Here is a 15,768-nt window from a genome sequence, read left to right as displayed (position 1 = left end):
TAAACGAACGAATAAACCATAAAGAAGATATTAATGACTAATCAAAAATTCCAACCAGTGCTGCTCGGCAGCGATATTAACGCTTACGGAATGGCTAGAGCATTCCATGAAGCATACGGTATTACTTCTATAGCTTTTGCATATTTCCAACTTTCTCCTACAAAATTTAGCAAGATTATTGATGTGAGAATCGTCCCAAATTTTGGCGAGCTTAAAACATTTTTAAGCACAATGCTTTCGTTTGGAGAATCATGGAAGAAAGAGAATCCAAATACTAAGCTTCTACTTATTCCTTGCGGAGATGTTTACGCAAATTTGTTAAGCCAGTGTGGAGAAAAATTGCGCGACTATTTTGCTTTCCACACTTTGCCAAATGAATTAAACCGACAGCTTAGCCTTAAAAGCTCGTTCTATAAAACTTGCGAAAAGTACAATCTTGCACATCCAAAAACTAAGGTAGTAAACGCTGAGGAAGTAGCTTCTTGCGCGTACAAAGATCTTCCATTCGATTTCCCGATTGCTATGAAGCCTGCAGATAGCGCCAAATGGCTTAAAGTCGATTTTGATGGGCGTAAGAAGGCTTTTATTATCAACACGCCTGAGGATCTTGATACTCTTATTCAACGTTCTTATAAAGCCGGTTACGATGGCGAAATGATTTTGCAAGACTTTATTCCGGGCGACGATAGCCGTATGCGCGTTCTAAACGCATACGTAGACAGCGAGCACAATGTGCGAATGATGTTCCTTGGACACCCGCTTCTTGAAGACCCAACTCCAGAAGCGGTCGGCAATTACGCTGCTATTATTCCTGACTACAATGAGGAAGTTTTCCGCAACATTAAAGCGTTCCTAGAAGATATTAAATACGTTGGCGTAGCTAATTTTGATATGAAATACGATGAGCGCGACGGAGAGTATAAACTTTTTGAAATAAACTTACGTCAAGGCCGCTCAAGCTACTTTGTGACTTTAAACGGCTTTAATATTGCGAAATATTTTGTTGAAGATTTAATTGACCATAAGCCTTTTGACGGAAATACTGTATTTGGCCGTGGAGAAAAATTGTGGATGGAAATTCCACGCTCTATTTTCTTAAATTATGTAGCAGAAGGCGAAGAAAAGAAGCGTGGTACTAGTATGATTAGTCGCGGCGATTGGGGCACTACGCTAGAATATAAGAAGGATATGAACCTACTACGCTGGCTTATGATTCGTCATATGTTTTCAATTTACAAGAAGCGCTATGCTGAATTTTTCCGCAATAAGGCGTGAAATACTCCGGCACAATATGGGTTCCGAAAGGAAAATTACACGATGAAACGGCCGTTTTTTGCTGTACTTGGCGGAATGGGTACTCTTGCAACAGAAAGCTATATTCGTTTACTGAATAAAGAAACACATGCTCATAATGATCAAGAGTTTTTGGATTATGTGGTGTTTAACGACGCTTCTGTGCCAGATAGAACGGCTTATATTGTTGGCAATTCCGAAGAAAACCCATTCCCTGTTCTTGCGGACGACATTAACAAAGCAACGCAAATGGGAGCTTCTTTTATTGTATTAACATGCAATACGGCACATTATTTTTACGATAAGTTCCAAGCTCTTACAAAAGTGCCTATTATGCATATGCCTCGAGGCGCCGTGGCCGAAATTGCTCGACGCTACCCTACTGCTCGTTGCAAGCGCATTGGATTTTTAGGCACTGCAGGATCTCGTAAAGCAGGAGTGTATCAGCGCGCTATTGAAGAAGCGGGATACACGTTTGTAGCTCCAGACGACGACTTGCAGAAACGTATTACTTCGCTTATTTACGATGACGTAAAAGGCACAGGAGACCTTGATTTTCACCGTTACGAATCCGTTTTAAGCGATATGCTAGACCCTTCTGGAGCATGCCGTTGCGACGCACTTATTTTAGGATGCACAGAGCTTAGCGTGCTAAATGAAGCTTTCCCTCTTCCGCAAATTCCTTTAGTTGACGCTCAAGCAGTACTCGTAAAAGATACTGTAGAAAAAGCTAAAGCTTTGCGAAATTAGCAAATTAAGCAGCTAAATAAGAAGCTTGATTCTCAAGACTCGTCAATATTCGGGTGAATTGCAACGCGCTGATCTTTTGGCTTTTTTAAGTCCGGATTCACATGCTCAACAAGCATTGTGCGAGCATCCCCTGCCGTAACAAAGCTTCCGCAAATAAGCACGCCGTGACCGTAGCCAACGCCAAGCTCATCGTCTTCATCAACAAGATTCACAGCCGTTTGAATAGCATCCGGAAGCTCGTCAACACGAATCACGCGATCCCTGCCAAACACGCCTACAGCAATCTTTTCGAGCTCTTCCGGATCCATTACGCGGTCGCGCCAAGAATTACGAGTCACAATAATCTTCGTCAAAATAGGCTCAAGAACACCCAAGTATTCTTCAACCTGCTTATCTGCCATCATTGCAACAACACCAATAAGCTGCTCAAAATGATAGTTTTCTTCAATAGTTTCACGAAGAGACTCAGCAGCATTCACATTATGACCACCGTCAACAATAATCGTCGGCGAAGTACGAACCTGCTCAATACGACCCGGAACCTTAACCTGGCTTAAAGCTTCAGCAACCAAATCGCCATCTAAAGCTCCATTTACCGGTAGCACAACTTCAGCCGCAGCGAGCGCCGCCAAAGCATTATGCGCCTGATGCTTACCAAACTTATCTATTGGAACATCCTCATAAGTGCCAAGAGGCGTGCGCAAGGTAACAAGCTGGCCGCCAACTGCAGGAGTACGAGAAACAACTTCAAGCTCGCCGTCACCATAAGAAGAATCGCGCAATAATTTAGCATTATTACTCTCAGCAACTTCCTTAATAATTGGCAAAACCTTATCCTCATGCGGCTGAGGACCTAAAATTACAGTGCAATTTGGCTTAATAATGCCAGCTTTTGTGCGCGCAATCTCTTCAACAGTGTTTCCAAGCCACTGCATGTGATCCATATCCACAGGGCCAATAATTGCAGCATCCGCGTCCATAACATTCGTAGCATCCCATTCGCCACCCATGCCAACTTCCATTACAGCAACATCAACAGGAGCATCCGCAAAAGCCCAAATTGCCATGGCTGTAAGCACTTCAAAAAAGCTCATTTTTGGCTTACCGTCAGCCTCCATACGAGCATCAACCATGTCGATAATATCTTTCATTTGATCCCAAACATCAATAAAATCGTCGTCGCTGATTTCTTGACCATCAATCATAATGCGCTCGTTTATGCGCTCTAGATGTGGAGAAGTGTAAAGACCAGTGCGCAAACCGTATGCTCGGCACAACGACTCAGCCATGCGAGCAGTAGAACCCTTGCCATTCGTGCCAGTAATATGAATAACGTGCATAGACTTTTCTGGATGCCCAAGAATATCGAGAATTAAGCGCATTCTGTCTAAATCAAGATTAGTTTTATTATGCTCAGGAGCGCGGCTCATAATATTGCGCTCAATATCAACAATTCGCTCATTATTGCAATTTGGATGTTCCATAGACATAACTGCACTCCCCTAATTTTGTGCTCACTTACTCATTTTCCAAATATATAGATTAGTTTATGCCAACAACAGAAACCCAATGAAATATTGTGACAATATTCACATAACAAAACTTTCATCAACACACTTTGTAAATTACATATAAAATCTGATCTTTTTAATCCAAAAAACTCGCGCAAAACAGTAAATAAGACTATGTTAGTTATTGTCTAGTTTAATTCCTAGTTTATTTTTATTTACACACAAAAAGAAGTGTTAAGGAGTCGCATAATGGCAGAAAATACGCCAACAGAGCACGGTGAAGAATTAAAATCTGACGGTACACAAAAGGCGGAAGACCGCGTTAACAATCGTTCTCTTCGACCAAATAGCGATTCTTTTAAAGATTTTATGACAAGCAGCTGGGATAATCAGGAGCCAGAAGTTAAGCCTCTTGAATCCAGCAAGTATATTACAGCACGTTTAGACGCACTTTCAAAGCGCTTCCCAGGAGAACGCTTAATTATTCCTGCAGGACAGCCAAAGGTACGCAATAACGATTGCGATTACGCTTTCCGCCCAGACACGACTTTTGCCTACTATACTGGCTTGGGTCAAGATTACGAGGCTGGAGCCGTACTTGTTATGGAACCGGTAGACGAAGACAGCAAGGAAGCTAAAGCCTGCAAAAATCATATTCCAGAGCTTTTTGTAGCCCCACGCGCAGATAACAGCACCTCAGCATTTTATAGGGATCCACACTACGGAGAATACTGGGTTGGCCCACGCGCAGGCTTAAAAGAACTTAAAGCCATGACCGGTATTGAAACGCGCGATATTGCTGAACTTGACGACGCTATTTCCAAGAACGTAAGCGACGACGCAAATGGCGAAGGCGTTCGCGTTCGAATTATTCGAGAAACCGACCCGGAGCTTACCGCAAAAGTTGAAACAATGCGCGAAGCAAGCGGATTTACAGACGAAGACGCTAATAGTTCCGCTGACGACAAACTGCACGAATTTGCTGCAGAGGCACGCATGCTTAAAGACGATTACGAAATTCGAGAAATGCGCAAAGCTATTGCAGCCACAAAACTTGGTTTTGACCGCATGCTTACGCGTTTGCCTAATGCTTTAGGTCATGAGCATTCCGAGCGCATGATTGAGGGTGCTTTTAATTCCGTTGCTCGCGAGGAAGGAAACGAAGTAGGCTACGACACTATTGTTGCTTCCGGCAAGCACGCGCCAATTTTGCACTGGATGCGCAATACTGGCGTTGTTTCCAGCGGAGAATTGCTACTTATTGATGCCGGCGTTGAAGTTAACAGCCTCTACACTGCTGACATTACACGCACTTTCCCAACAAACGGCAAGTTTACCGACTTGCAAAAGAAGCTTTACCAGTGCGTTCTTGACGCTCAGCAAGCTGGTTTTGAGGCTGCTAAGCCGGGCGCAACCTACTCAGATATTCACCACGCCTGCATGCGCGTGCTTGCAGAACACTTGCACGAATGGGGAATTTTGAAGGTAAGCGTTGAAGAATCACTGTCTCCAGAAGGCCAACAGCATCGACGCTGGCATGCGTGCGGCGTTGCTCATCATCTTGGTTTGGACGTGCACGACTGTGCTCAAGCACGCTACGAGTCTTATCAAGGCGCAAAAATTACTCCAGGCATGATCTTTACAATTGAGCCAGGATTATACTTTGCGTCTAACGATTTGATGCTACCGGAAGAAATGCGCGGAATTGGAATTCGTATTGAAGACGATGTTCTGATGACTGAAAACGGTCCAGAATGGCTTTCTATTGACATTCCAAAGCAAATCGATGACGTAGAAGCATGGATGGCCGAGCAAGCTCACAAAAGTGATATTTTTCAGCATTAATCAATAAATTAAAATAATAAAAAATATAATAAAACGAAATAATAATAAATATAGTACGCCAGCATAAGTTAAGTTAAACGTACACAATATGGCACTTATGGTGCGCTCTATAGAAACGTAACATGCATTGCGCATGTTACTTATCGCAAGGGCACACCATAATTGTTTATGTAGCATTTTTACAAGCAAAATTTGCACCAAAATGCTTTTGAAGAAGCGAGAAGATATTTATAAAAGTATAGCTCTACAAACTTGCTGCACTGACGCGCGCGAAAGGAATATTATGACTAAGCCAATTGTTCTTTCACTCGGCGAACTTTTATGGGATTTACTTCCACACGGAAAACGTGTTGGCGGAGCGCCAGCAAATTTTGCATATCATGCACAGTGCCACGGAGCGCAAAGTTGCATGATTAGTGCTGTTGGTCAAGACCAACTCGGCGACGAGCTGATTGACAAAGTGAACAAAGCCGGAATCACATCAATTATTCAACGCAACGCGTGGCCAACAAGCACTGTGGAAGTAACGCTAAAAAAGGGAATACCAGAGTACACTATTCTGCGAAATATAGCATGGGATCATATTCTTTACACTCGAGAGCTCATTGATTTAGTAGAACGAGCAGATGCGGTATGCTTTGGCACTCTAAGCTTACGTTCTCAAGAAACTCACGACACAATTTTACAATTGTTAAAGCATACTAAGCCTGGAGCAATGAAGTTCTTCGACATAAATATTCGAAGCGACCACTATTCTAAGGAACTTATTGATACTCTTCTTCAGCAAGCCACCGTTTTTAAGCTTAACGATTCTGAACTGTTCCTACTTAGAGACATGTTCAATATTCGCGACACTTCAGACGAGGAAGCTTGCAAGTGGTTCCAAGCTCGTTACGCACTAGATTATGTGATTCTTACAGGCGGCTCTACTTTTAGTACGATTACTACTAGCACCGGAGAAAGCTCTACTATTCCAACGCCACACGTTGATGTTCTTGACACAGTTGGTGCTGGGGACTCGTTCTCAGGAACATTCGCAGCACATATTCTTAAAGGCGAAAGTCTCGAAGAAGCGCATCGAGCAGCCGTTAATACCGCTGCATTCGTATGCACTCAGGAAGGCGCATGGCCAAAGTATCCTAAACAAATACCGGATTATTTAGCAAAAGCCGGAAAATAAAAATAAAAAATAAAATTTAACTCATAAAATCAATAACGCCACTTCATAACCTATGAAGTGGCGTTATTTAGTTCGTGGGGCCTCAGGGGCTTGAACCCTGGACCGACGGATTATGAGTCCGTTGCTCTAACCGACTGAGCTAAAGCCCCACGCTAACAAAGTTAGCAACGACTAGATTAGCACATACCCATAAACGTCGCCAACCTAAGTGAGTCGAACTCAAATAAAAAGCATCACACGCGCTCAGTTCGTCCGGAAGCAAAGTTATCAAGAGCACCAGTTGCGCGCAAAGCCAAGTAAACAAACCACACAAGCACGCCGGAAAGCAGCAATCCGCTTATAAGCTCTGTAATCATATGAATCGTAATATAAGTAGGAGATTTAGCCTGATACTTAGTGAAGCTTAAGAACACACCATACTCAAAAGCCACAAGCAAACCAGAAAGAGCACTCAAAGTCAAATTAAACTTTCGATACTTAGCAATCAAGAATGGAATTTCCGCAAAAACACCCTGCAGCAAAGCAGAAATAACAGTATCCCTAATATTAAAAGGAGAACCAAGCAAAACCTGCACAAAAGCTGCAACAACATTCACATACACTGCAGAACCAGGCTTACGAATTAAAAGAAGCGCAAGAGTGCCAGACAAATACCACACGCCGTGCGTAATACTTGCGAAACCAGGAAGAACCGCTGCATTAAGAGTACGAATTATTGGAATAAACACCAAGCCGTATCCGCACAAAATAACGCCAAAAACAGCAGATAAAGCAGCTCCCAAAGCAATATCTGCCACACGCCAACGCAAATTAGCAACAATTGAAGGCTCCGGATTAGCTTTAGCATTCGCACTATCCGTTACAGTAGTTGCAGAAGTTGCAGAATCTACAGAAGTAGATGATTTCGCTTCATCACTATCAATACTATTATCAATATTCGTGTTAAAAATATTGCTCATAAGAAATCCTTTATCTTAAAATGCTGCGCATTGTAAATACTTAACTGAGCACTTCCTGACCTACGCAACCCGGGCAGAAGCACCAACGAGTAAGTCTATCACCTTAAACAAAAGAAACACATGCTATAACAAATTTGCGTTATCAAAGTAAGTTATAACGCAATATAAAACCGCAGAAATCTAGGATTATAGGGGTTATAGGCCAAACTTTAGCAAGATGCAATCAAAAACAAAAAACACCGCTGAGATTTCAGCGGTGCTCTAATTTGTACCCCCTAAGAGAGTCGAACTCTTGTTGTCAGATTGAAAGTCTGGTGTCCTAACCGTTAGACGAAGGGGGCTTCGAACCAAACCATATGATACTAACACTCAGAAAAGAGTCGCGCAACTTACGGCGTGTTGAGATTAAGTACGTCTTAATTGCGTGTGTGTTTACGGTGGTTATGAGATGTGGCTGTGAGTGATGGGTGTTGCTTGTCTCGCAGCGCTACGCTCTTATACCTTATTTGGACTTAGTGGTTGCATAGTTAAGTTTAGTTTTTTACTTACTTTCTTTCAAAAATATTTATTTATCAAAAAGATATTACTATCGCTCCGCTTTTATATTGCTCGACCAAGCAACACCCACCCCTCACTCGTAAATTCACCCACCGTTGTTTTTTGGTGTGGCAGGAAGAGTGCTTGGTGTGGTGTGTGCGGCAGCGCTAATGCTAATGTTCGCTAATCAACAGAAATCAGCATCAGCAGAGCAGTGATGTATACTTTTTGGTAGCATAAAACAAGAGTTCGAGCATGACTAAAGTCATGTGAATTTAACTAAAAGCGTATAGCCGAATAACGAAAGTAATCTAATGAGCAGTGAAAATGAAAACGAAAACACTATGCAAGCCAAGCAACGCACTGTATTGTCGTTTGTGCGTCGTTCTGGACGCTTAGATGCGCGTTTACAGCACGCTCAGGAGCGTTATGCAAGTCAGTACTTACTAGATGTTACTGAAGCTCCTGGCTCTTTTAGATTGCGCGAAAATTTGCACATTACGCATGATTGGATTAAAGATAAGTGGGGCAATAATAATCCGCTTATTGTTGAAATCGGTTCCGGTCAGGGCGAAAACGTTGTTGCTGCAGCAGAACGTTTGCCGGAAACTAACTTTTTGGCGCTTGAAGTTTATGATCCAGGCGTTGCTCATACAATGCTTTTAGCTGGAAAACAAGGTTTAACTAATCTTCGTATTGCGCAAATTAACGCTCCTGATTTCTTCGCAGCTTGTGACCGCGGAGTTTTAGAAGAAGTTTGGACTTTCTTCCCGGATCCATGGCCTAAGATGCGTCACCATAAGCGTCGTATTGTGCAACCAGAGCTTGCCTCTACAATCCACCAGGCGTTGCGTAAAGAGGGCGTTTGGCGCATTGCTACAGATATTGAGGACTATGCTTTGCACGTGCATGAGGTTATGGATTCTCGCGAAGATTTCGCGAACATTGGCGAATTAAGCGTAAGCCTTCCAATTGAGCATGTTGGAAAAGGTACTGCCGATACTGCAGCAGCTCTTCCACACGCAGATTTTAACGAATCTGAGCGCTTTGCTGGTCGAGTTCTTACTAATTTTGAGCGTAAAGGTTTGGATGCTGGTCGCACGATTCACGACTTCACTTATCTTGCGCAATAAATAAAAAGCAGCGAAAGTGTTAAACAAACGCTGCTTAATTAAGATTTTTATTGCGTAATACGCTTTAAGAGAACAAGTCTCGAGCAGTATTGCCGTTTGGAGCATCCTCTACTTTAATATTCACTTGTGCAGGACTGAGCAAGAACACGCGAGGAGTTACACGCTCAATAGAACCGCGCACGCCGAATACTACGCCAGCAGAGAAATCAACAATTCGATACGCCACAGACTCAGTTACACCAGTTAAATTAAGCACTACTGGAACGCCATCTCTTAAAGCGCGACCAACCATTTGCGCATCGTCATAAGACTTTGGGTGAATGGTAGTAATACGACTCATGCGATTAAGACTTGCGCGAGCAGAAGTGCCACTAGAGCGAGAATCGTCTCCGTGCTGCGACGCAACAGGTGTTACCGATCGATCGTTGTCAAAGGAAGTTTCTGGAACATCAGCTTCAACATAATCATCATCTTCTTGAACATCTGCCATACCAACGTACGACATTACGTTCTTCATAAAGCTAGCCATGAAGCCACCCTCCTCTCGTTACACCTAACGCAAAAAATCAGGAATATCTAGTTCATCAGGTTCAGAAGACTGCGGCTGAGCAGGTTCTGGATTAGATGCATACTGCTGATTTGCTGCAGTATCAAACATAGAAGGCACAGAAGCAGGCTGCTCTGCTTGTGTAGCAGCAGATTCTTCCCTCATAGCAGAAGTAGACTTTGCTGGAGCAACAGACTTTACATCTGCCTGCATATCAACAAACTGGCCGGCTGTTGCTGAAGATTCTTCCGACTTAGAGTGAGCGTCGAAACCTGCAGCAATAACAGTCACACGCACTTCGTCACCGTAGGAATCATCCAAGGAAAGACCCCAAATAATTTGTGCTTCTGGATGAATAGCCTTACGAACAAGCTCAGTTGCAGCAGACGCTTCTTGAAGCTTCAAATCGCTTGGGCCTGCGATGTTAATCAAAGCACCGTGAGCACCTTCAATGCTTTCCTCAAGAAGAGGCGAGCTGATAGCGATTTCGGCAGCCTGAGTTGCACGATCTTCGCCCTTTGCAGAACCGATGCCGAAGAGTGCTGTACCTGCGCCGCGCAAAATAGCGGTAACATCGGAGAAGTCCACATGAATGTACGAATTTGTGGTAATCAAATCCGTAATACCTTGAACGCCAGCAAGCAATGCGGTATCTGCCGTCTTAAATGCTTCAATAATACCGATTGTGCGATCCGAAATTTCCAAAAGACGATCGTTTGGAATTACGATTAACGCATCAACTTCTTTGCGAAGATTTTCGATACCAAGTTTTGCAGATGCAGCACGCTGCGGGCCTTCAAAACCGAATGGACGCGTAACAACTGCAATAGTTAAAGCACCCTGCTGATGCGCAGCACGAGCAACTATTGGGCTAGCACCAGTGCCTGTACCGCCGCCTTCGCCGCAGGTAACGAACACCATATCAGCGCCCTTAAGTGCTTCTTCAATATCTGATTGATGATCCTGTGCAGCTTTTGCACCCTTCTCAGGATCAGCACCAGCACCAAGACCTCGGCTTGAAGCGTCCGATAATGAAATCTTTACATCAGCATCAGAACGCAGTAAATCTTTAGCGTCAGTATTAATGGCTACAAATTCTACATTCTGTAGACCCTCGCTGATCATCCGATTGACGGCGTTACCGCCGGCACCACCGACGCCGACTACCTTGATGATGGTTTTGTCGTTGAAATTGTCAGTCTGGGCAATCTCGCTCACCGTTTTCTCCTGTCACTCACGCACGTTTACACAATATTTTAGCGCAAAACGCTCGATACTGACGACGTTTTAACAATAAACTGAAAAAATGTCACTGATTTGATAATACACCGGGCTATATGCAAATATACATAGCCGGTAATTTTCTTTGAATAATCACAAGATAATCGCAAAATAATCAGCATATAAAAATGGCCAAAAGCCTAGAAAACTCTAGTAACTAGCATCCATTGGGTCGTCGCCAAACAAGGCTTCGCGCTCCTCGTGACTTGTAGTACGAGAATCCAACCAACCGTATGGCAAATGAACTTTTTTAGCAAAACGCACGCGCCCGCGCGGCGTGTCTAACACTTGTTCCGGCAGACGAAGAGAGCCATCGAGCATGTTGAGATTGCGATTAACATCCTCAATAGACTCGCATTCCATAAAGTTTTTGCGAGTTCCTCCCCCAACCGGAAAGCCCTTTAAATACCAAGCAATATGCTTACGCAAATCGTGAACAGCCATACGCTCGTCGCCATCATAAAACTCAACCAAAAGATTTAAGTGGCGCAAAATCACTGAGCCAACTTCCGCCAAAGTTGGATTAACGCGCTCACTACTGCCCGCACAAGCGTTACGAATATCTGCAAAAATCCAAGGCCTACCCTGGCATCCTCGACCGATAGCAACGCCAGCACAACCAGTTTCTTTAAACATTGCAATCGCATCTTGCGCACCCCAAATATCACCGTTGCCAAAAACGGGAATATCAAGCGCCTCAACAAGCTCCCCAATACGCTGCCAGTCTGAATGACCGCCATAATATTCTGAAGTTGTGCGAGCATGCAAAGTTACAGCAGCACATCCTTCTTCTTGCGTAATATGACCCGCTTGAATAAAAGTTTCATGACTCTCGTCAATACCAACACGGAATTTTGCCGTAACAGGGATTCCTGCAGGTTCGCAAACAGAAACAACGCGATGCAAAATTTCTTGCAACAAATCAGTTTTCCAAGGAAGAGCAGAACCGCCGCCGCGTCTTGTAACTTTAGGAACTGGGCAGCCGAAGTTTAAGTCAACATGGTCAGCCATGTTTTCGTCAACAACAATTCGAGCAGCCTGCTCTACAATAGAAGGATTAACACCATAAAGTTGCAGCGAGCGCACTTTTTCGCTAGGCGCAAAACGGCAAAGTCTAAGAGCTTTTGGATTTCGTGCAACTAATGCTCTAGCCGTAATCATTTCTGCTACATAAAGCCCATCCGGACCAAATTCTCGGCAGATTACGCGAAATGGCCAGTTGGTAATTCCAGCCATTGGAGACAAAACAACAGGAGTAGCAATATGAACTTTCCCTAAATCCACTGGTTTTATAGAAAAATTCATATTGCTTTAACTCCATTCACTTTAATAATATTTTTGCTTTAATGCTTAAGCTACACTTAAACGATACTTAAGCGCGATTTAGTACAAGCCGCCAGCAGTCGCGATTTTAACAGGCTTAGACTCGTCTTCGCCTGCTTCTTTAGCAACATCCGTAGCGCCGTCAGCCGAACGAGTGCCAACAATCTCAACAGGTCCTTGCGGATATTTAACGCGCTTCTCGTTAATGCGGCTAGCAACGTAATCTGCAACCTTGTCCAAAGAAACGCGCTCTTGCTGCATAGTGTCGCGCTCGCGGATAGTAACAGCATGATCTTCCAAAGTATCGAAGTCAACTGTTACGCACAAAGGAGTACCGATTTCGTCCTCACGACGATAGCGGCGGCCAATAGCGCCTGCTTCGTCATAATCAATAACCCAATCATGCTGGCGAAGATCCGCAGCCAAATCTTGAGCAACAGACTGCAATTCTGGCTTCTTACTCAAAGGCAACACTGCAGCCTTAACAGGAGCCAAACGAGGGTCAAGTCTAAGAACAGTACGCTTGTCAACGCCGCCCTTAGTGTTTGGAGCTTCATCAACATCGTAAGCATCAACCAAGAACGCCATAAGCGAGCGCGTAAGACCAGCCGCAGGCTCAATAACGTAAGGAACGTACTTTTCGCCAGTAGCCTGGTTAAAGTAGCTCAAATCCTCACCAGAATGCTTGGCATGAGCAGACAAATCGTAGTCAGTACGGTTTGCAATACCTTCAAGCTCTCCCCAGTCCGAACCTTGGAAGCCGAATTTGTATTCAATATCGACAGTGCGCTTGGAATAGTGGCTGAGCTTCTCCTTAGGATGCTCATACATGCGCAAGTTTTCTGGCTTCACACCCAAATCCACATACCAGCGAACGCGAGTGTCAATCCAATACTGATGCCAAGCTTCGTCCGTTCCAGGCTCTACGAAGAACTCCATTTCCATCTGCTCGAACTCACGAGTGCGGAAAATAAAGTTTCCAGGCGTAATCTCGTTACGGAAAGACTTACCAATATTTGCAATACCAAAAGGCGGCTTTTGACGAGTAGAAGTCATGACGTTCTTAAAATCAACGAAAATACCCTGAGCTGTTTCTGGACGCAAATAGTGCAAGCTGTTTTCGTCTTCAACAGGGCCTAAATGCGTGCGAAGCATCATGTTGAAGTCACGTGGCTCAGTCCAGTTTCCGCGAGTTCCGCAATCTGGGCAAGCAATATCTTTTAAGCCGTTTTCTGGCATTTTATCGCCATGCTTTTCGGCATAAGACTCTTCCAACTTGTCTGCACGATGACGCTTATGGCAGTTCAAGCACTCAATCAAAGGATCGTTAAACACGGAAACGTGACCGGAAGCAACCCAAACTTGCGAAGGCAGAATAACGGAAGTATCCACGCCAACAACATCGCCGCGCGTGGTTACCATGTAGCGCCACCATTCGCGCTTGATATTATCCTTTAACGCAACGCCCAACGGACCATAATCCCACGCGGAGCGCGTGCCACCGTAAATTTCGCCAGCTGGGAACACAAAACCTCGACGCTTAGCCAAGGACACGACTTCATCAAGCTTTGAAACAGCCACAATACACCTTTTCGTAAAACTAGAAAATTCGGGTGAAACGGTGTTAATTATAGAAAAACCCTGTGACGCTTGTAGAATTATCAAAATAACATAAATATTGCAGTTCGTTTGCTGTTGCGCGAGTTTAAAGGAATTACTATGAGCGAAAATAATAGCGAGAATACAAAAGACAATGCAAACGCTCACAAAACTAACACTGTTGCGGCGTTGTGCATTGCTCCAAGCGGAGTTGGTGACGAGTTAAGCGAGTACGTTGCGGATGCTGTGAAAGTTATTCGCGATTCTGGATTAAAAAACGAAACTAACGCAATGTTCACGAATATTGAGGGCGAATTTGATGACGTTATGCACGTTGTTCGTGACGCAACTATGACGCTAGTTAATAAAGGATACCGAACTGGCGTAATTCTAAAGCTAGACATTCGCCCTGGTTTTAGCAATCAAATTGACGCAAAAGCTGCTCTTGTAGATAAAATTCTCGACGAACGGAATAAAGAAGAATAAAAACTGAAATCAAATAATCTCAAATAATCTCAAAACTCAAAAAAGTTATAATACAACAAAGGAAAGCAGGAATTTATGCTGCAACTTACGGCAGTTCAGAAAATATTATCCGATTTAGATGAAACCCAAGCAGAACGAGAAAAACAATACAAATACTTTCATCAACATCCTGAACTGTCAATGAAAGAAGATCATACAGCTCAAACAATTATTGATATTCTTAGCAAAGCTGGGATTGAAACAAAACGAGTTGGAAAAACAGGCGTTGTGGCAGAGATTAAAAACGGCGAAGGTCCTGTTGTTGCTATGAGAGCGGATATCGATGCGCTTCCAATTAAAGAAAATTCAGGAAAAGATTACACTTCAACAGTTAGCACGCAAGACGAAAATGGCAAAACGGTTGGAGTTTCACACGCTTGCGGTCACGATTTTCATATTTCCAGCCTACTTGGTGCCTTGAAGGCTTTTAATGAACATAAAGATGCTTGGAGAGGAACGTACATTGGCGTTTTTCAGCCTGGAGAAGAAACAGCTCAAGGCGCAAAAGACTTGGTGGAAAATGGCATTACGAGCATGATTGCAAAGCCCGACGTTTACCTTGGTCAGCATGTGTTGGGTGCTATTCCTGCAGGAACAGTCGGTATTCGTCCGGGCGCGTTCTTAACTACTGCAGCTTCGATTCGCGTGCACATTTTTGGTAAAGGTTCGCATGGTTCTATGCCCGAGTTGAGCGTTGACCCGGTGGTTGTTGCTTCATCAATTGTGCTTAAATTGCAGACGATTGTTTCTCGCGAACTTGCAGCTAAAGATTACGCAATTGTTACAGTTGGCGCGCTTAATGCAGGAAGTAAGTCGAATATTATTCCTGATGACGCCGAGCTTTTAATTAACACAAGAACTTATAGCGAAGATACTCAAGAATTTGTGCACAATGCTATTGAACGAATTGTGCGTGGAGAGTGCGAGCTTGCAAGATGTCCTAAAGAACCAGAGTTTACGTATTCTGATCACTATCCGCTTACGAATAATGATCAGAATGCATCTTTGCGCGTGCGTAAAGCTTTTGATGAATACTTTGGAGAAGATTCTGTAGATATTTCGCGCGCTTCTGCTTCGGAAGATTTTTCTATAGTCGCGAACGCTTTTAAAACTCCTTACGCTTACTGGGGCTTAGGTGGTTTTGCGGATATGCAGAATGCTCCTGGAAATCACAATCCGGCATTCGCCCCAGATTTGCAGCCCACTCTTAATCGCGGATTAGAAGCTGCAGTCGTAGCAGCTTGCGCTTGGCTCGCTAGCGAAAAGTAACAAATCTTAGTGGGAT

General features: G+C 43.8%; 13 protein-coding genes and 2 tRNA genes. 7 read left to right on the top strand and 8 right to left on the bottom strand.

Annotated elements, in window-relative coordinates:
- Positions 1 to 33: 33 nt before the first annotated feature.
- Both HXT33_RS01960 and HXT33_RS01955 read left to right on the top strand, forming a co-directional pair.
- On the top strand, positions 34 to 1,275 hold the full coding sequence (locus HXT33_RS01960) for a carboxylate--amine ligase (protein ID WP_119520502.1): 1,242 nt from the start codon (positions 34 to 36) through the stop codon (positions 1,273 to 1,275).
- 42 nt (positions 1,276 to 1,317) lie between these two features.
- Positions 1,318 to 2,043, top strand: a complete 726-nt coding sequence (locus tag HXT33_RS01955) for an aspartate/glutamate racemase family protein (RefSeq protein WP_004136284.1) — start codon at positions 1,318 to 1,320, stop codon at positions 2,041 to 2,043.
- Positions 2,044 to 2,075: 32 nt separating this feature from the next.
- Here the strand turns inward: HXT33_RS01955 and HXT33_RS01950 are convergent, their stop codons facing one another.
- Positions 2,076 to 3,533: a bifunctional folylpolyglutamate synthase/dihydrofolate synthase gene (locus HXT33_RS01950; protein WP_004128692.1), complete on the bottom strand. Its 1,458-nt coding sequence runs from the start codon at positions 3,531 to 3,533 to the stop codon at positions 2,076 to 2,078.
- A gap of 270 nt (positions 3,534 to 3,803) precedes the next feature.
- Here HXT33_RS01950 and HXT33_RS01945 point away from each other — a divergent pair, with 270 nt between their 5' ends.
- Both HXT33_RS01945 and HXT33_RS01940 read left to right on the top strand, forming a co-directional pair.
- A complete protein-coding gene (locus HXT33_RS01945) occupies positions 3,804 to 5,399 on the top strand; it encodes an aminopeptidase P family protein (RefSeq protein WP_421787348.1) in 1,596 nt (531 codons plus the stop codon).
- A 283-nt stretch (positions 5,400 to 5,682) separates the two neighbouring features.
- Positions 5,683 to 6,579, top strand: coding sequence for a carbohydrate kinase family protein (locus HXT33_RS01940; protein WP_004136280.1), 897 nt, complete (start codon positions 5,683 to 5,685; stop codon positions 6,577 to 6,579).
- 75 nt (positions 6,580 to 6,654) lie between these two features.
- Here the strand turns inward: HXT33_RS01940 and HXT33_RS01935 are convergent.
- The 3 genes from HXT33_RS01935 to HXT33_RS01925 form a co-directional block, all read right to left on the bottom strand.
- Positions 6,655 to 6,728, bottom strand: a tRNA-Ile gene (locus tag HXT33_RS01935).
- 84 nt (positions 6,729 to 6,812) lie between these two features.
- On the bottom strand, positions 6,813 to 7,538 hold the full coding sequence (locus HXT33_RS01930; protein ID WP_410314629.1) for an ECF transporter S component: 726 nt from the start codon (positions 7,536 to 7,538) through the stop codon (positions 6,813 to 6,815).
- 269 nt (positions 7,539 to 7,807) lie between these two features.
- Positions 7,808 to 7,879 (bottom strand) — tRNA-Glu (locus HXT33_RS01925).
- Positions 7,880 to 8,389: 510 nt separating this feature from the next.
- Here HXT33_RS01925 and trmB point away from each other — a divergent pair.
- Positions 8,390 to 9,208 (top strand): tRNA (guanosine(46)-N7)-methyltransferase TrmB, encoded by an 819-nt coding sequence (trmB, locus tag HXT33_RS01920; protein WP_119520508.1) that lies wholly within the window; start codon positions 8,390 to 8,392, stop codon positions 9,206 to 9,208.
- Between the two features lie 64 nt (positions 9,209 to 9,272).
- Here the strand turns inward: trmB and HXT33_RS01915 are convergent, their stop codons facing one another.
- The 4 genes from HXT33_RS01915 to HXT33_RS01900 all read right to left on the bottom strand — a co-directional run bounded on the left by HXT33_RS01915 (position 9,273) and on the right by HXT33_RS01900 (position 13,940).
- Positions 9,273 to 9,737 carry a cell division protein SepF gene (locus HXT33_RS01915; RefSeq protein ID WP_004134563.1) on the bottom strand — a complete coding sequence of 155 codons (465 nt, stop codon included), beginning with the start codon at positions 9,735 to 9,737 and terminating at the stop codon, positions 9,273 to 9,275.
- A gap of 24 nt (positions 9,738 to 9,761) precedes the next feature.
- Complete coding sequence (gene ftsZ / locus HXT33_RS01910; RefSeq protein ID WP_032837773.1) at positions 9,762 to 10,973, bottom strand: cell division protein FtsZ; 1,212 nt, start codon at positions 10,971 to 10,973, stop codon at positions 9,762 to 9,764.
- Between the two features lie 213 nt (positions 10,974 to 11,186).
- Positions 11,187 to 12,341 carry a tRNA dihydrouridine synthase DusB gene (gene dusB, locus HXT33_RS01905; protein WP_004136276.1) on the bottom strand — a complete coding sequence of 385 codons (1,155 nt, stop codon included), beginning with the start codon at positions 12,339 to 12,341 and terminating at the stop codon, positions 11,187 to 11,189.
- Positions 12,342 to 12,419: 78 nt separating this feature from the next.
- Positions 12,420 to 13,940, bottom strand: a complete 1,521-nt coding sequence (locus tag HXT33_RS01900; protein WP_004136274.1) for a glycine--tRNA ligase — start codon at positions 13,938 to 13,940, stop codon at positions 12,420 to 12,422.
- 138 nt (positions 13,941 to 14,078) lie between these two features.
- Here HXT33_RS01900 and HXT33_RS01895 point away from each other — a divergent pair, with 138 nt between their 5' ends.
- Together HXT33_RS01895 and HXT33_RS01890 are read left to right on the top strand one after the other, a co-directional pair.
- Positions 14,079 to 14,444 carry an MTH1187 family thiamine-binding protein gene (locus tag HXT33_RS01895; RefSeq protein ID WP_116793864.1) on the top strand — a complete coding sequence of 122 codons (366 nt, stop codon included), beginning with the start codon at positions 14,079 to 14,081 and terminating at the stop codon, positions 14,442 to 14,444.
- A gap of 75 nt (positions 14,445 to 14,519) precedes the next feature.
- Positions 14,520 to 15,752 carry a M20 family metallopeptidase gene (locus HXT33_RS01890; RefSeq protein WP_004136270.1) on the top strand — a complete coding sequence of 411 codons (1,233 nt, stop codon included), beginning with the start codon at positions 14,520 to 14,522 and terminating at the stop codon, positions 15,750 to 15,752.
- The last annotated feature ends 16 nt before the right edge of the window (positions 15,753 to 15,768 follow it).

The sequence above is a fragment of the Gardnerella sp. DNF00753 genome (assembly GCF_049244275.1).
Classification (GTDB): Bacteria; Actinomycetota; Actinomycetes; order Actinomycetales; family Bifidobacteriaceae; genus Bifidobacterium; species Bifidobacterium greenwoodii.
This window is presented reverse-complemented; position numbering and strand designations above follow the sequence as displayed.

Coding starts and splice junctions, on each gene's coding strand:
- HXT33_RS01960 (WP_119520502.1), top strand. CDS start 34: ATGACTAATCAAAAATTCCAACCAGTGCTGCTCGGCAGCGATATTAAC.
- dusB (WP_004136276.1), bottom strand. CDS start 12,341: ATGAATTTTTCTATAAAACCAGTGGATTTAGGGAAAGTTCATATTGCT.
- HXT33_RS01895 (WP_116793864.1), top strand. CDS start 14,079: ATGAGCGAAAATAATAGCGAGAATACAAAAGACAATGCAAACGCTCAC.
- HXT33_RS01945 (WP_421787348.1), top strand. CDS start 3,804: ATGGCAGAAAATACGCCAACAGAGCACGGTGAAGAATTAAAATCTGAC.
- HXT33_RS01915 (WP_004134563.1), bottom strand. CDS start 9,737: ATGGCTAGCTTTATGAAGAACGTAATGTCGTACGTTGGTATGGCAGAT.
- HXT33_RS01955 (WP_004136284.1), top strand. CDS start 1,318: ATGAAACGGCCGTTTTTTGCTGTACTTGGCGGAATGGGTACTCTTGCA.
- trmB (WP_119520508.1), top strand. CDS start 8,390: ATGAGCAGTGAAAATGAAAACGAAAACACTATGCAAGCCAAGCAACGC.
- HXT33_RS01890 (WP_004136270.1), top strand. CDS start 14,520: ATGCTGCAACTTACGGCAGTTCAGAAAATATTATCCGATTTAGATGAA.
- HXT33_RS01940 (WP_004136280.1), top strand. CDS start 5,683: ATGACTAAGCCAATTGTTCTTTCACTCGGCGAACTTTTATGGGATTTA.
- HXT33_RS01930 (WP_410314629.1), bottom strand. CDS start 7,538: ATGAGCAATATTTTTAACACGAATATTGATAATAGTATTGATAGTGAT.
- HXT33_RS01950 (WP_004128692.1), bottom strand. CDS start 3,533: ATGTCTATGGAACATCCAAATTGCAATAATGAGCGAATTGTTGATATT.